The organism is Mesorhizobium sp. M4A.F.Ca.ET.022.05.2.1, from assembly GCF_003998845.1.
Taxonomy (GTDB): Bacteria; Pseudomonadota; Alphaproteobacteria; order Rhizobiales; family Rhizobiaceae; genus Mesorhizobium.
Genome location: NZ_RZOJ01000124.1, coordinates 1 through 14,732 on the forward strand (window position 1 = coordinate 1; position 14,732 = coordinate 14,732).

Sequence of the window (14,732 nt, forward strand, 5' to 3'; positions counted from 1 at the left end):
CGCCGTGACCACCGAACTTTCCGACACCAAAATCCGCTTCACCATCGGCAGCGTCGTTTTGACCTCGAAGCTAATCGACGGCACCTTCCCGGACTATCAGCGCGTGATTCCCACCGGCAACGACAAGAAGCTGATCATCGACCGCCAGAGCTTTGCCGCCGCAGTCGACCGTGTGTCGACAATTTCCTCGGAGCGCGGCCGGGCGGTGAAGCTGTCGATCGCCGAGGGACAGCTCACGCTCGCCGTCAACAATCCGGATTCCGGCAGCGCCACCGAGGAATTGTCGGCCGACTATTCGTCAGACCCGATCGAGATCGGCTTCAACGCCAAGTATCTGCTCGACGTCGCCGCCCAGCTCACCGGCTCGGAAGCGAAATTCATGCTTGCCGACGCCGGCTCGCCGACGCTGATCCACGACATGGCCGACGAGACCGCGCTCTACGTGCTGATGCCGATGCGGGTCTAGGCTGCGGCAGGGCCAGTTCGTTGCCGTGACGGGAGCTGCAAAACAGCAACAGACTCACATAAGTAAGCTTACACTTACCAACTTCCGCAACTATGCGGCGCTGTCCATCGATCTGTCGCCCGGGGCCGTGGTGCTGTCCGGCGACAATGGCGCCGGCAAGACCAATCTGCTGGAAGCGGTTTCGCTGCTGACGCCGGGGCGCGGCCTGCGCCGCGCGCCCTATGTCGATCTGGCGCGCGAAGGCGGCGATGGCGGTTTTGCGCTGCACGCCCGCATCGAGGGACCCGAAGGCCAGGTAGAGATCGGCACCGGCATTCCGGGTGGCGACAGCAGCGAAAGCGGCAGGCGCGTGCGGATCAACGGCGCTGCGGCGCGATCGGCCGAGGACATGCTGGAATGGCTGCGGGTCGTCTGGCTGACGCCGGCGATGGATGGCTTGTTCCCCGGGCCGGCCGCCGACCGGCGGCGCTTTCTCGACCGGCTGGTTCTGGCGATCGACCCCGGCCATGGCCAGCGCGCGCTCGACTACGAGAAGGCGATGCGAGGCCGTAACCGATTGCTTACGGAAGGATCGCGTGACGGCGGCTGGTTCGACGCCATCGAGACGCAGATGGCGGAGACCGGTGTGGCAATCGCCGCCGCCCGTGCCGAGTTGGTGCGCCTGCTTGCCGCCATGATTGAGCGGCTGCCTTCCAGCGGACCGTTTCCACAAGCCGACATCAGCCTCCACGGCGACCTGGAAAACGCGCTCGGCGCGGCGCCGGCGGTCGATGTCGAGGAGCGCTTCCGCCGTGCGCTCGCCGATGGCCGCGACCGCGACCGGGCCGCCGGACGCACGCTGGATGGCCCGCACCGTTCCGATCTCGTGGTGCGGCATAGGCCGAAGGCGATGCCGGCCGAGCTCTGCTCGACCGGCGAACAGAAGGCGCTGCTGGTGGGGATCGTGGTGTCGCATGCGCGGCTGACCGGCGAGATGTCGGGGATGACGCCGATCCTGCTGCTCGACGAGATCGCGGCACATCTCGACGCCGGCCGGCGCGCGGCCCTGTTCTCGATCCTCGAGGAGCTCAACTGCCAGGCGTTCATGACCGGAACCGACGCCGCGCTGTTTTCCAGCCTCGAAGGCCGCGCGCAATTCCTGACGGTCGACCACGGCACGGTTGGGCCAACCGAAGACCCCTGACAAGGTTTTTGCGCCGCGATAAGGTTTGGCCATGACCACACTTACCGACGAAGAACTCGAGCGCTATGCCCGCCATATCGTGCTGCCGGAGATCGGCGGCGCCGGCCAGCAGAAGCTCAAGCGCGCGCGGGTGCTGGTGATCGGCGCCGGCGGGCTCGGCGCGCCAGCGCTGGAATATCTTGCCGCCGCCGGCGTCGGCACGCTCGGCATCGTCGACGACGACACCGTCTCGCTGTCCAATTTGCAACGACAGGTGATCCATGCCACGGACGCGATCGGCATGGCCAAAACCGACAGCGCGTCGGCAGCGATCACGCGCATCAACCCCAATGTCGTGGTGGAGCCGCACCGCCTCAGGCTGACGGCGGACAGCGCCCCTGCCCTCGTCGCCCGCTACGACATCGTGGTCGACGGCTCCGACAATTTCGAGACACGCTACGCGGTGGCCGATGCCTGCGCGGCGGAAGGCAAGCCCCTGGTGCACGCCGCCGTCGGCCGTTTCGACGGCTCGCTGACCGTGCTGAAGCCGTTCGAGGCCGGCGCCGACGGCAAGCCGAACCCGGGCTACCGCGATCTTTTCCCGGAAGCGCCTCCGGAGGGGCTGGTGCCGTCCTGCGCCGTTGCCGGCATTGTCGGCGCGCTGACCGGCGTCATCGGCACGCTGCAGGCGATGGAGACGATAAAGCTGATCACCGGCATCGGCGAGCCGCTGGTCGGCCGGCTTTTGCTCTACGACGCGCTCGGCGCGCGCTTCGACACGATCCGCTACAAGAGAGCCTGATCGCATGGACCGGCCGACAGGCGTCTTCGTTATGCAAATCCGACCCGATTTCGGGCGATGGGAGGAACTGCATTCGCTGATCATGCGCGCCTTCGCCTATATGGACGGCGTCATCGATCCGCCCTCCTCGGCGCATCTGCTGACCGCCGAAAGGCTCAAGGAAAAGGCACGGCAGGAAATCGGGCTCCTGGCGCTGCGGGACGGCCGGATCGCCGGCTGCGTTTTCACGCAGGAGCGCGCCGATACCCTCTATGTCGGCAAGCTCGCCGTCGAGCCAGACTTGCAGGGGCAAGGCATCGGCAGGCTGCTGATGCAGGCCGCCGAGGACCTTGCCGCTAGCCGTGGCAAGGGCGCCGTCGAATTGCAAACGCGCATCGAACTCGATGGCAACCACCGGGCTTTCGTGCGGCTCGGCTTTGACGAGACTGAACGCACCGCGCATGAAGGCTACGACCGGCCGACCTCGATCACCATGCGCAAGGTGCTGTTATGAGCCTAACCTTGAGCGCGGAAGAACAGGCGATCGCCGCCGGCCGGGACGGCACGGCAATGGCGATGCGCATCGTTGCCGAAAGCGCCCGCCTGCTCGCCGCGCCGCGGCTCATCCCAATCGCCTCGACGCATATTGACGGGGCGCTCTACCACGGCGATTCCGGCACACTGTTTGCCGAACGGCTTGTCGAGGGCGGCGCGCGCGTCGCGGTGCGCTCGACGCTCAATGTCGGCGCACTCGACCTGATGGGCTGCTCGCGCATCCGCCTCGAGGAGCCGCAGCGCGGCATGGCGCGGCGGATGATGGAAGCCTATCGCAAGCTTGGCTGCGAGCAGAGCTGGACCTGCGCTCCCTACCAGGCCGGGCACCGGCCGGCGCAGGGCAGCGACGTCGCCTGGGGCGAGTCCAACGCGGTGGTGTTCTGCAATTCGGTGCTGGGCGCGCGCACCAATCGCTATGGCGATTTCCTCGACATCGCCTGCGCCATCACAGGCCGCGCTCCCGACTATGGCCTGCACCGCCCGGACAACCGGCGGGCGCGACTTGTGTTCGATGTTTCAGGTCTCTCGCCTTCATTCCTCGTTTCCGAGTTCGCCTGGCCGGTGCTTGGCAGCCTCTATGGCCGCGAGGTGGGCAACGCAGTCGGCGTCGTCACCGGCGTGGCCAGGCACCCCGGCGAGGACGCGCTGAAGGCCTTCGGCGCCGCCGCCGCCTCGTCCGGCGTCACGCCGGCAATGTGAAAAAGGCCGACGGCGCCGCGCCGGAAACGGTCATCCGCGTCACGCCCGAAATGGCCGCGAATGCCCGTGCGGGGCTGTCGACGGCAGCGGCGCCAAAGACAATCGACGCAGTTGCAATCGGCAGCCCGCATCTGTCGCTGGCCGAGTTCGACATGCTGGAACGGCTGATCGCCGGGCGGCGGCTCGGCGTGCCGATCTATGCCTGCACCGGCCGCCATGCGCTGTCCGGCCTCGAACAGGTTGGCCGGCGCAAGGCGCTCGAGGCAAGCGGGGTGGTGATCGTCGCCGACACCTGCGTGGTGGTGACGCCAATCATGCCGGTGCTCAGCAACGGCGTGCTGATGACGAATTCTGGCAAGTTCGCGCATTACGCGCCAGGCAACACCGGCTACTCCGTGCTCTACGCCTCCCTGGCCGACTGCGTCGAAAGCGCCGTGCTTGGTAAGCCACGATTTACGGACATCGCGGCGTGAGCGCCGCTCCGGAAATCCTGGTGCCGGGGCGAACCGGGCAAGGCGAGGCGCTGGTGCTGACGGCGCCGATCAGCTTCTGGGGCGGCGTCGACCCGAAAACCGGCCGCATTGCCGACGTGCGCCATCCGCAGCATGGTGAGATCATCTCCGGACGGGTGCTGTTCCTGCCGGGCACGATCGGCTCATCCTCGGCCTCGGCCGTGCTGATGGAGCTTGTCCACAACGGCCGGGCGCCAGCCGCGCTGGTGCTGCACGAGCCGGACGCGATCCTCCTGCTCGGACTCATCGTCGCCAGGGAAATGGGCTGGGAGACGCCGATCGCGGTCCAGCTTGCTCGAAACGTGTTCGAGACCTATCGCGGCAGCACTGTGAACGTCGCCGGCGATGGCGCCCTCACCATCGCTGGCTGACGGCCTCAGGTCCTGAGCGGCAGCACGCGGTCCGGCGGACGGTGGCCGTCGAAGAAGGCGCGGATGTTGATGATCACCTTCTCGCCCATGTCGATGCGGCCTTCGAGCGTCGCCGAACCCATATGCGGCAGAAGCACGACCTTGCCCTTGGCGGCGAGCTTCAGCAGCTTGCTGTTCAGCGCCGGCTCGTGCTCGTAGACGTCGAGACCGGCGCCGGCGATCTTGCCGTCATGGATCAGCTTGATCAGCGATTCCTCGTCGATGATGTCGCCGCGCGCGGTGTTGACGATGTAGGCCGAGGGCTGCATCAGCGCCAGGCGCCGCGCCGAAAGCAGATGGAAGGTCGCCGGTGTCGAGGGGCAGTTGACCGAGATGATGTCCATACGGGCCAGCATCTGGTCGAGGCTTTCCCAATAGGTCGCTTCCAACTCTTCCTCGACCGCCGGCAGCACGCGGTGGCGGTTGTGGTAGTGGATCGACAGGCCGAAGGCCTTGGCGCGCCGGGCGACAGCGGTGCCGATGCGGCCCATGCCGACGATGCCGAGACGTTTTCCCCAGATGCGGCGGCCAAGCATCCAGGTCGGTGACCAGCCGGCCCATTTCTTGTCGCTGGTCAGCACGTTGGCGCCTTCCGCCAGCCGCCGCGGCACAGCCAGCATCAGCGCCATGGTCATGTCGGCGGTATCCTCGGTCAGCACGTTCGGCGTGTTGGTGACGGTGATGCCCTTCTTTGCCGCCGCCGCCACGTCTATCTTGTCGACGCCATTGCCGAAATTGGCGATCAGCTTGAGATTGTCGCCGGCCTGGTCGATGAGTGCGGCGTCGATGTTGTCGGTGATCGTCGGCACCAGCACATCGGCTTCCTTGACCGCGGCGACAAGCTCCGGCTGCGTCATCGGCCGATCCTCGACATTCAGCCGCGCGTCGAACAGCTCGCGCATGCGGGTTTCGACGGGATCGGGCAGCTTGCGCGTGATGACGACGAGGGGCCTTTTCTTGCCTGCCATTGTTTCCTCGAACCCGATCTCGTTGAGACCTCTTTAACCAAGACAGGCGAAACTTGAAGCCGGTCGCGGTGCCAGCCACTCCTGTAACAAGCGGTGCCGCCGAAGACAAAGAAAAAGGGGCGCCGGTGCCAAAGGGCAGGCGCCGAAAGGAATGAAAGTGTCTGGTTTCGCGTCGCTTCGCCTGGCTCTCAGCGCGGCCGTTCTTGGCGCTCTTCTTTTTTCCCCGCAACAGGTGGCGGCGCAGAGCGCGGCCGGCCCGGCGCAGACGGTCACGCTGGGCCCCAGCGGCCTTCCCTTGCCGCGTTTCGTCAGCCTGAAATCGGGCCGCGTCAATTCACGCGTCGGCCCCGGCGCCAACTATTCGGTCGATTGGATGTATATGAAGGCGGGCCTGCCTATGGAAATCATCCAGGAATTCGACACCTGGCGCCGCGTGCGGGATGCCGACGGCTCGGAAGGCTGGATCAACCAGTCGCTGCTTTCGGGCCGCCGCACCGCGATCGTCGCGCCTTGGCAGCGCAGCAAGGGCGGCCGAATCAACCTGCTTGACGATCCCGATAAGGATGCAGGCGTCGTCGCCATCCTCGAGCCGGGCGTCATGGGCTCAATCAAGAAGTGCGACGGTCAATGGTGCGAGATGACCTTCGAAGGCCACACCGGCTGGCTGCAGCAGTCAGTCGTCTGGGGCGCCTATCCGGGTGAACGGGTCAAGAACTAATCCGGCCTGACAGGCGCAGGGACCTCGCGGCGGCCGATGCGGCCAAGATGGGTGTCCTGGAAACCGCTGGGCAGCTTGAGGCCGTAGCCGAGCGCGCGGTCGATGGCGATGTGGGAGATCCAGATCAGCGCGACTGCCGTCGCCATGGAACTACCGAGGACATATCCGGCCAGCGCCAGGGCAAGCGGGACGATCAGTATGTGCAGGGCGTTATAGGCGATGGCACCTACGCGCGGTCCGGCGAGGTAGCCCAGCATCGACAGGTCCGGCGCCAGGATGAGCAGCGCGAACAGCCACCATGACGTGCCCGTCATCGCATAGAGGACGACGGCCGCCGCCGCAGCGACACACCATTCGAGCCTGATTGCGAGATCGACAGGCCGCATCGGAAGCGGATCAGTCGCGCCGCTTCGGGCGCAGCCTCACCACGATATCGACATTGGCAATTTCCATGCCCTGCGGGGGCTCCGGCAGGTTGGAGACAGTCACCGGGCCGCTGGCGATATCGAATATCCTGTTTTCGCCTTCGATATAGAAATGGTGGTGGTCGGAAGTATTGGTGTCGAAATAGGTCTTCGACCCCTCGACGGCGAGGATGCGCAGCAGGCCCGCCTGGGTGAACTGGTGCAGGGCGTTGTAGACGGTGGCGAGCGAAACCGGCACGCCGGCTGCGATCGCCTCCTCATGCAGTTCCTCGGCCGACAGATGGCGGTCGCCCTTGGCAAACAGCAGATCGGCCAGCGCAACGCGCTGGCGTGTAGGCCTCAGGCCGGCCTCGCGAACCCGCTTGTCCACAGCGACATTATCCTTCCGGCAGCCCTGATCCATCTATCCCGTCGAAGCTCGCGCTTTCGGCCCAAAAACATGCCCAGAGTGGCGAAAAAACGTCATCGGCCGAAACTGGACACGTTTCGACATATATTCTGTCGGCCGAATGCGATCAATAGAGCAAGACGCTTGTGCTCCCGCGCGCATTGACCCGGGCAGACGGGCAGGTTAAGCGCAAACGCCGGTTTCCGGCCTTGGAAAGATTGTGTTAGGAAGCCAACGACAAGGGCGCCCACCGCCCGGGACGATCACGGGGACGAAATTGATGGCGGGTTCGAAGTCCAGCTACGAATATGAAGAACTGCTTGCCTGCGCCCGCGGCGAGCTGTTCGGACCGGGCAACGCGCAGCTGCCGTATCCGCCGATGCTGATGTTCGACCGCATCACCGAGATCAGCGAGACCGGCGGCGCCTTCGACAAGGGGTTCATCCGCGCCGAATTCGACATCAAGCCGGACCTGTGGTTCTTCGCCTGCCATTTCATCGGCAATCCGATCATGCCTGGCTGCCTCGGCCTCGACGCCATGTGGCAGCTGACCGGCTTTTATCTCGGCTGGCTCGGCGAGCCGGGCAAGGGCATGGCCCTGTCGACCGGCGAGGTGAAGTTCAAGGGCATGGTGACGCCGTCGGTCAAGAAGGTGGAATACGGGATCGACTTCAAGCGCGTGATGCGCGGGCGCCTGGTGCTCGGCATCGCCGATGGCTGGCTGAAGGCGGACGGCGAACCCATATACGCGGCGACGGATTTGAAAGTGGGTCTGTCCAAGCAATCGGCGGCGGTTTGACCGGCGCCACCACCCCGCCATGCGCCCTTTGAATGTGGGACCGCATAGCGCTTTTATTTTGCGTATGATCCTCTGCGAATTCCGATTGCGGTTTTCGAAATCATGCGCCGGAAGGAGTTGCGAATGAGACGGGTCGTAGTGACGGGCCTCGGCATCGTGTCGTCGATCGGCAACAATGCCAATGAAGTGCAGGCCTCGCTGCATGATGCCAAATCGGGCATCAGCTTTTCCAATTCCTTCGCCGAACACGGTTTCCGCTGCCAGGTCTGGGGCGCCCCAACGCTCGACCCGTCGGCAATGATCGACCGACGCGCGATGCGCTTCCTGTCGCAGGGCGCGGCCTGGAACCACGTGGCCATGGACCAGGCGATTGCCGACGCCGGGCTTGGCGAGAGTGACATCACCAACGAGCGCACCGGCATCGTCATGGGTTCGGGCGGCCCCTCCACCCGGACCATCGTCGACGCGGCCGAAACTACGCTGAAGAACGGCAGCCCCAAGCGCATCGGCCCGTTCGCTGTGCCGAAAGCGATGTCGTCGACCGCATCGGCGACGCTTGCCACCTGGTTCAAGATCCACGGCGTCAACTACTCGATTTCGTCCGCCTGCTCGACTTCGGCGCATTGCATCGGCAATGGCTACGAGCTGATCCAGTGGGGCAAGCAGGACATGGTCTTTGCCGGCGGCCACGAGGATCTCGACTGGACGATGTCGGACCTGTTCGACGCCATGGGCGCCATGTCGTCGAAGTACAACGACAAGGCATCGACCGCTTCCCGCGCCTATGACGTCAACCGCGACGGCTTCGTCATCGCCGGTGGCGCGGGCGTGCTGGTGCTGGAGGAACTCGAGCACGCCAAGGCGCGCGGCGCCAAGATCTATGCCGAGATCGTCGGCTATGGCGCGACCTCGGACGGCTACGACATGGTGGCGCCCTCGGGCGAAGGCGCGGTGCGCTGCATGCGCCAGGCGCTCTCCACGGTGTCTACGCCGGTCGACTACATCAACACGCACGGCACCTCGACGCCGGTCGGCGATTCCAAGGAAATGGGCGCCATCCGCGAGGTGTTCGGCGACAAGATGCCGTTCATCACCTCGACCAAGTCGCTGACCGGCCATTCGCTGGGCGCCGCCGGCGTGCAGGAATCCATCTACTCCATCCTGATGATGCAGGGCGGCTTCATCGGCGAGAGCGCCCATATCGAAGAGCTCGATCCGGAATTCGAAGGCATGCCGATCGTGCGCAAGCGCATCGACAACGCCAGGATCGACACTGTTTTGTCCAATTCCTTCGGTTTCGGTGGTACTAACGCAACGCTGATTTTCCAGCGCTATTCCGCATAAGGATCGCCAGTCATGGACGGACTGATGAAGGGCAAGCGCGGGCTTGTCATGGGTGTCGCCAACGACCATTCGATCGCCTGGGGCATTGCCAAGAAACTGTCCGAGCACGGCGCCGAGCTCGCCTTCACCTATCAGGGCGACGCCTTCGGGCGGCGGGTCAAGCCCTTGGCGGAAAAGCTCGGCGCATCGCTGGTGGTGCCTTGCGACGTCGAGGACAGCGCCTCGGTGAGCGCCACGTTCGAAACGCTCGGCAAGGCCTGGGGCGGACTGGACTTCGTCGTCCATGCCATCGGCTTTTCCGACAAGAACGAGCTCAAGGGCCTCTACGCCGACACCAGCCGCGACAATTTCGTCCGTACCATGGTGATCTCCTGCTATTCCTTCACCGAGGTCGCCCGCAACGCCGCGCCGCTGATGACGGATGGCGGTTCGATGATCACGCTGACCTATGCCGGTTCGGTCCGGGTGATGCCGAACTACAATGTCATGGGCGTCGCCAAGGCCGGACTGGAAGCCAGTGTGCGCTATCTCGCCAACGACTACGGCCCGCGCGGCATCCGGGTGAACGGCATCTCGGCTGGACCGGTGCGCACGCTCGCCGGCGCCGGAATTTCGGACGCCCGACACATGTTCTCCTACCAGCAGCGCAACTCGCCGCTGCGCCGCACGGTGACCATCGACGAGGTCGGCGGCTCGGCACTCTATCTGTTGTCTGATCTCTCGTCCGGCGTCACCGGCGAGATCCACTATGTCGATTCCGGCTATCACATCGTTTCCATGCCAACGCTCGATGAATTGAAGCAGAGCGACGGCGCCCGGGAATAATCCCGCCGGAAATACTCAGCTTCTGGTAAAATTGGATTCATTGGCGGAAACTCATTTTAAGGAGATTTCCGCTAGAACGTCCCGCACCTTGGGGACTCTGCATGTCTGCTGTCAGCAACCCGAAGCGAACTCCGCTGTTCCGACTGCTGACCATAGGCAGTTCGGGCATGGGCAGTTTTATCCTCGGCATCTGGGGGCTGAAGTTCGGTTTTGGCGACGGCCTTGCCGGCATGCCGGCAGGAACAATGGCCGGCATCATCGCGGCTCTCTGCGCGCTGGCCGCGGCGGGCGCCGCCCTGTCCTTCTTCGCCGGCGTCGATGAATCCGAGCAGTATGTCTTCAGCGAAACCAATTTCGACAAGCTGACGGGCCTGCTCGCGCGTCCGGCAATGGTCGGCAAGATCGCCGAGGCGGCATCGGTGACGATCCGCACAGGCGAACCGGTTTTCCTAGTCGACATCGACATCGATCGCTTCAAACACATCAACGACGCCATCGGCTACAGCCATGGCGACGATCTGATCCGGGCCTTCGCCGAGCGGCTCAAGGCCCGCATGCCGGAGGGCACGGTGATCGGGCGCCTCGGCGCCGGCGAGTTCGGTGTTCTGCTGGCCGACCGCGCGCTGAAGGGCCCGGTCGAGGAGGCGATCGAGAAGCTCATCGACGAGATGATGGAGCCCTACCAGCTCAATTCGCATCAGCAGTCGGTCAGCCTGTCGGTGGGCATTGCCGCAATGCCCAAGGACGGCGTCGACCCCGTGCTGGTGCTGCGCCGCTCCAACCTTGCGCTGCAGAACGCGCGCGCCGGCGGCGTGGGCAATTGGTCAGTCTTCCATGCCGACATGGGGCGGGTCGCCGACTATCGCCAATGGATCGAGTCCGAGCTGCATACCGCTTTCGAGCGTGGCGATTTCGACCTCCACTACCAGCCGCAGCTCGACCTGCCGAGCGGCCGCGTTATCGGCTATGAGGCGCTGATCCGCTGGAAGCATCCCGAGCGCGGCATGATCCCGCCAATGGAGTTCATCCCGATCGCGGAAGAGACCGGCATGATCAACCCGATCGGCGAATGGGTGCTGCGCAAGGCCTGCAGCGACGCCCAGTACCTGCCCGAGGACTGCTTCGTCGCCGTCAACATCTCGCCGGTCCAGTTCATGACCAAGGATTTCGTCGGCAATGTGCGCGAGACGATGGCCGCCACCGGCATCAAGCCGTCGCGGCTGGAGCTGGAGGTCACCGAGACGGCGATGATGCAGGACCGAGAGCGCGCGGCCATCATCCTGCAGCAGCTTGCCGAGATGGGCATCTCAGTGGCCGTCGACGATTTCGGCACCGGTTATTCCAATTTGAGCTACCTCATCGATTTCTCGTTCGGCAAGCTCAAGATCGACCGTTCGTTCGTCAGCCGCATCGACACCGATTCCAACTCCGGCGCGGTCGTCTCGACCATCGTCGGACTTTCGCGCGCGCTCGGCGTCGGTATCATTGCCGAAGGCGTCGAAACCGAGAACCAGGCGACGCTGCTCAGGGCCGCCGGCTGCGAGGTGGTGCAGGGCTATCTGTTCGGCCGGCCGGCGCCGCTCAAGATCGAGCTTGGTGCGGCGCGCTTCGAAAAGCGCGAGGCGCGCATTGTCAGCATGCACTGACGGCGAAGATTACAGGCGCGCCGAAAGCACCTTGAACATGCCGTCGCGGGCGACTTCGACATGGCTCGAAAAGGCCGCCGCCAGCACCGCTTCGTAAGGCAACTGGCGGTTCGCCACCATGAACAGCCGCCCTCCAGGCTTCAGCGCCTTGCCCGCCGCCCGGATGATGCCGGCGCCGACCTCGGGCTCGGCCGCCCGGCCGCGGTGGAATGGCGGGTTCATGAGGATGGCGTCATAGCGCCGCTCGACCGGCTCGCCGAGCAGATCGGCCCAGAAAAAACGCGGCGCTGCGGACGTGTTGTTCACATTGGCCTTCGCCGCTTCCAGCGCCTCGAAGTCCGCCTCGAAGAGATCGAGCGCGGTGAGGCCCGGGAACCGGGGCGCGACCTCGGCGGCCACATAACCCCAGCCGGCGCAGAAGTCGGCAACGATGCCCTTGAGGTCGCCCGGCAGGCTTTCCACCAACAGTTTCGAGCCGGTGTCGACGCGATCGAAGGAGAACATGCCCGGCGCGGTGTGGAAGCGGCCCTCGACCAGAACGGCCGGATTGGCCGCGCGCAGCACCGCCGCCGCTCCTGCGTCGACGGGCCGGCGGAACCAGAAGGCAACGCCGTGATGCTTGGGAAGGTGGCCGTCGAGCGGCACGAGCTCATCGATGCGTTTGCGCAGGGACGCGATGCCGTCCTCCTTGCCACCCGCGACCACGATCAATCCGCCCGCTGCCACGCGCTCGATCGCCTCGGCGACACGCAGCTCGTTCTGGCCGCGATGGCGCCCGGCGAGCACGAGTGCGGTGTCGAAGCTCGCGCCTTCCGCTCGCGGCAGGACATCGAAGCCTGCCGCCTGCAGCGCACGGAAATGCGACCGGAAGCCCTGCACGAGATGGAGCGCGGCAGCAAACCCTTCGGGCAAGCGGAAACCGGGCTCGGCGCCAAGAAAAAGCGCGCGTTCGCCCATCCCGGGCAAGGGCAGGGCCTCGGCCTCATAGGGATGGAACAGCGTCTTCAGCGGCTCTGCCGACATTTCCTTGCCCCGTGGGAAACAAGCCCCCTAAACGAAAACGGGCGCGACATCGCCGCGCCCGTCTCAACTATCCGGTCAGACCGATCAGGCTGCGTCTTCCTCGCCGCCTTCGGCCTTCTTCTCGCGCACGATTTCCTTGCCGGTAGCCTGGTCGACGACCTTCATCGACAGGCGGACCTTACCGCGCTCGTCGAAGCCCATCAGCTTGACCCATACCTTGTCGCCTTCCTTGACGACGTCGGAGGTCTTGGCGACGCGCTCGTTGGCCAGCTGCGAAATGTGGACGAGGCCGTCGCGCGGACCGAAGAAGTTGACGAAAGCGCCGAAGTCGGCGGTCTTGACGACCGTGCCTTCGTAGATCTCGCCGACTTCCGGTTCGGCAACGATGGTGTGAATCCACTTCCTGGCCGCCTCGATCTCCTTGGCGTTGGATGAAGCGATCTTGACCGTGCCGTCGTCCTCGATGTTGATCTTTGCGCCGGTCTTCTCGACGATCTCGCGGATGACCTTGCCGCCGGAGCCGATGACATCGCGGATCTTGTCGGTCGGGATGTGCATGACCTCGATGCGCGGCGCAAATTCACCGAGCTCGGCGCGGGCACCGGACAGCGCGTGGGCCATCTCGCCGAGGATGTGCAGGCGGCCGTCCTTGGCCTGGCCGAGCGCAATCTGCATGATCTCCTCGGTGATGCCGTCGATCTTGATGTCCATCTGCAGCGAGGTGACGCCGCTGGCGGTACCGGCAACCTTGAAGTCCATGTCGCCGAGGTGGTCCTCGTCGCCGAGGATGTCGGAGAGCACCGCGAAGCGCTCGCCTTCCTTGATCAGCCCCATGGCGATGCCGGCAACCGGCTTGGCGATCGGCACGCCGGCATCCATCAGCGCCAGCGAGGTGCCGCAGACGGTGGCCATCGAGGACGAGCCGTTGGACTCGGTGATCTCCGAGACGACGCGCAGCGTGTAGGGGAACTGGTCGGCGGAGGGCAGCATCGGCCGGATGGCGCGCCAGGCGAGCTTGCCGTGACCGATCTCGCGCCGGCCCGGCGAACCCATGCGGCCGGTCTCACCGACCGAATAGGGCGGGAAGTTGTAGTGAAGGAGGAACTTCTCCTTGTACATGCCGGTCAGCGAGTCGACATACTGCTCGTCCTCGCCGGTGCCGAGCGTGGCGACGACCAGCGCCTGGGTCTCGCCACGGGTGAACAGCGCCGAACCGTGGGTGCGCGGCAGGACGCCGACTTCGGAGACGATCTTGCGCACTGTCTTGAGGTCGCGGCCGTCGATGCGCGAGCCGGTGTCGAGGATATTCCAGCGCACGACCTTGGCCTGGAGTTCCTTGAACACGGTGCCGATCTGCTCGGACGTGTACCTGGCTTCCTCACCTTCGGCCGGGGCGAACGCCGCCTTGACCTTGGCCTTGACAGCGTCGACGGCGGCGTAGCGGGCCTGCTTGTCGGTGATCTTGTAGGCATCGCGAAGTTCATCGCCGACGATCTTCAGCATCTCGCCTTCGAGCTCGGAATAGTCCGGCGCGGTGAAGTCGCGCGGATCCTTGGCGGCAACCTCGGCCAGCTTGATGATGGCGTCGATCACCGGCTGGAAGCCCTTGTGGCCGAACATCACGGCGCCGAGCATCAGCTCCTCGCTGAGCTCCTTGGCTTCCGATTCGACCATCAGCACGGCTTCCGACGTGCCGGCGACGACGAGATCGAGCTTGGATTCCTCCATCTCGTCAATATGCGGGTTGAGCACATATTCGCCGTTGATGTAGCCGACGCGGGCGCCGCCGATCGGGCCCATGAAGGGGACGCCCGACAGCGTCAGCGCTGCCGAGGTGGCAACGATCGACAGGATGTCCGGATCGTTCTCGAGGTCGTGCTGGACGACGGTGACGACGATCTGGGTGTCGTTCTTGTAGCCGTCGGCGAAGAGCGGGCGGATGGGGCGGTCGATCAGGCGGGAAACCAGCGTTTCCTTCTCGCTAGGACGGCCCTCGCGCTTGAAGTAGCCG

General features: G+C 65.0%; 17 protein-coding genes. 12 read left to right on the forward strand and 5 right to left on the reverse strand.

Annotated elements, in window-relative coordinates; all coding sequences use genetic code 11:
- The 7 genes from EN745_RS15680 to EN745_RS15705 all read left to right on the forward strand — a co-directional run.
- The coding region (locus EN745_RS15680; RefSeq protein WP_145992042.1) for a DNA polymerase III subunit beta at window positions 1-466 on the forward strand (466 nt) is incomplete at its 5' end.
- A gap of 25 nt (window positions 467-491) precedes the next feature.
- Window positions 492-1,649 (forward strand): DNA replication/repair protein RecF, encoded by a 1,158-nt coding sequence (gene recF / locus EN745_RS15685; RefSeq protein WP_126056647.1) that lies wholly within the window; start codon window positions 492-494, stop codon window positions 1,647-1,649.
- Window positions 1,650-1,680: 31 nt separating this feature from the next.
- A complete protein-coding gene (locus EN745_RS15690; RefSeq protein WP_127400189.1) occupies window positions 1,681-2,430 on the forward strand; it encodes a molybdopterin-synthase adenylyltransferase MoeB in 750 nt (249 codons plus the stop codon).
- A gap of 4 nt (window positions 2,431-2,434) precedes the next feature.
- Window positions 2,435-2,923, forward strand: coding sequence for a GNAT family N-acetyltransferase (locus EN745_RS15695; RefSeq protein ID WP_126056649.1), 489 nt, complete (start codon window positions 2,435-2,437; stop codon window positions 2,921-2,923).
- 8 nt (window positions 2,924-2,931) lie between these two features.
- Window positions 2,932-3,663, forward strand: coding sequence for an aconitase X (locus EN745_RS37500; RefSeq protein ID WP_281034775.1), 732 nt, complete (start codon window positions 2,932-2,934; stop codon window positions 3,661-3,663).
- A complete protein-coding gene (locus tag EN745_RS37505; protein WP_281034776.1) occupies window positions 3,660-4,136 on the forward strand; it encodes an aconitase X in 477 nt (158 codons plus the stop codon). Before EN745_RS37500 ends, EN745_RS37505 begins: the two co-directional genes overlap by 4 nt.
- Complete coding sequence (locus EN745_RS15705; RefSeq protein ID WP_126056651.1) at window positions 4,133-4,546, forward strand: DUF126 domain-containing protein; 414 nt, start codon at window positions 4,133-4,135, stop codon at window positions 4,544-4,546. The genes EN745_RS37505 and EN745_RS15705 overlap by 4 nt, the downstream gene beginning before the upstream one ends.
- A 5-nt stretch (window positions 4,547-4,551) precedes the next feature.
- Here EN745_RS15705 and EN745_RS15710 read toward each other — a convergent pair whose 3' ends face one another.
- Complete coding sequence (locus EN745_RS15710) at window positions 4,552-5,553, reverse strand: D-glycerate dehydrogenase (protein ID WP_126056652.1); 1,002 nt, start codon at window positions 5,551-5,553, stop codon at window positions 4,552-4,554.
- Between the two features lie 157 nt (window positions 5,554-5,710).
- Between EN745_RS15710 and EN745_RS15715 the strand changes: the two genes are divergently transcribed.
- Entirely contained in the window at window positions 5,711-6,271 is a 561-nt protein-coding gene (locus EN745_RS15715) for an SH3 domain-containing protein (RefSeq protein WP_126056653.1), read from the forward strand.
- On the opposite strand, the gene EN745_RS15720 is transcribed toward EN745_RS15715, so the two are convergent.
- Window positions 6,268-6,657, reverse strand: coding sequence for a DUF4260 domain-containing protein (locus tag EN745_RS15720; protein ID WP_126056654.1), 390 nt, complete (start codon window positions 6,655-6,657; stop codon window positions 6,268-6,270). The genes EN745_RS15715 and EN745_RS15720 overlap by 4 nt on opposite strands.
- Before the next feature lie 10 nt (window positions 6,658-6,667).
- Window positions 6,668-7,099 carry an iron response transcriptional regulator IrrA gene (irrA, locus tag EN745_RS15725; protein WP_126056655.1) on the reverse strand — a complete coding sequence of 144 codons (432 nt, stop codon included), beginning with the start codon at window positions 7,097-7,099 and terminating at the stop codon, window positions 6,668-6,670.
- A gap of 265 nt (window positions 7,100-7,364) precedes the next feature.
- On the opposite strand from irrA, the gene fabA reads away from it, so the two are divergent.
- The 4 genes from fabA (at window position 7,365) to EN745_RS15745 (ending at window position 11,698) form a co-directional block, all read left to right on the forward strand.
- Window positions 7,365-7,883: a 3-hydroxyacyl-[acyl-carrier-protein] dehydratase FabA gene (gene fabA, locus EN745_RS15730; RefSeq protein WP_126056656.1), complete on the forward strand. Its 519-nt coding sequence runs from the start codon at window positions 7,365-7,367 to the stop codon at window positions 7,881-7,883.
- Window positions 7,884-8,006: 123 nt separating this feature from the next.
- Complete coding sequence (fabB, locus tag EN745_RS15735; protein WP_127421707.1) at window positions 8,007-9,227, forward strand: beta-ketoacyl-ACP synthase I; 1,221 nt, start codon at window positions 8,007-8,009, stop codon at window positions 9,225-9,227.
- A 12-nt stretch (window positions 9,228-9,239) separates the two neighbouring features.
- Entirely contained in the window at window positions 9,240-10,052 is an 813-nt protein-coding gene (gene fabI / locus EN745_RS15740) for an enoyl-ACP reductase FabI (protein WP_126056658.1), read from the forward strand.
- A 101-nt stretch (window positions 10,053-10,153) separates the two neighbouring features.
- Window positions 10,154-11,698, forward strand: coding sequence for a bifunctional diguanylate cyclase/phosphodiesterase (locus tag EN745_RS15745; protein WP_127406641.1), 1,545 nt, complete (start codon window positions 10,154-10,156; stop codon window positions 11,696-11,698).
- Between the two features lie 9 nt (window positions 11,699-11,707).
- Here the strand turns inward: EN745_RS15745 and EN745_RS15750 are convergent, their stop codons facing one another.
- A complete protein-coding gene (locus EN745_RS15750) occupies window positions 11,708-12,721 on the reverse strand; it encodes a class I SAM-dependent methyltransferase (protein WP_126056660.1) in 1,014 nt (337 codons plus the stop codon).
- Window positions 12,722-12,805: 84 nt separating this feature from the next.
- Window positions 12,806-14,732: polyribonucleotide nucleotidyltransferase (gene pnp / locus EN745_RS15755; RefSeq protein WP_127421708.1), on the reverse strand; the 1,927-nt coding region annotated here is incomplete at its 5' end.

Coding starts and splice junctions, on each gene's coding strand:
- fabI (WP_126056658.1), top strand. CDS start 9,240: ATGGACGGACTGATGAAGGGCAAGCGCGGGCTTGTCATGGGTGTCGCC.
- fabA (WP_126056656.1), top strand. CDS start 7,365: ATGGCGGGTTCGAAGTCCAGCTACGAATATGAAGAACTGCTTGCCTGC.
- fabB (WP_127421707.1), top strand. CDS start 8,007: ATGAGACGGGTCGTAGTGACGGGCCTCGGCATCGTGTCGTCGATCGGC.
- EN745_RS15690 (WP_127400189.1), top strand. CDS start 1,681: ATGACCACACTTACCGACGAAGAACTCGAGCGCTATGCCCGCCATATC.
- EN745_RS15720 (WP_126056654.1), bottom strand. CDS start 6,657: ATGCGGCCTGTCGATCTCGCAATCAGGCTCGAATGGTGTGTCGCTGCG.
- EN745_RS15750 (WP_126056660.1), bottom strand. CDS start 12,721: ATGTCGGCAGAGCCGCTGAAGACGCTGTTCCATCCCTATGAGGCCGAG.
- irrA (WP_126056655.1), bottom strand. CDS start 7,099: ATGGATCAGGGCTGCCGGAAGGATAATGTCGCTGTGGACAAGCGGGTT.
- EN745_RS15695 (WP_126056649.1), top strand. CDS start 2,435: ATGGACCGGCCGACAGGCGTCTTCGTTATGCAAATCCGACCCGATTTC.
- EN745_RS15710 (WP_126056652.1), bottom strand. CDS start 5,553: ATGGCAGGCAAGAAAAGGCCCCTCGTCGTCATCACGCGCAAGCTGCCC.
- EN745_RS15745 (WP_127406641.1), top strand. CDS start 10,154: ATGTCTGCTGTCAGCAACCCGAAGCGAACTCCGCTGTTCCGACTGCTG.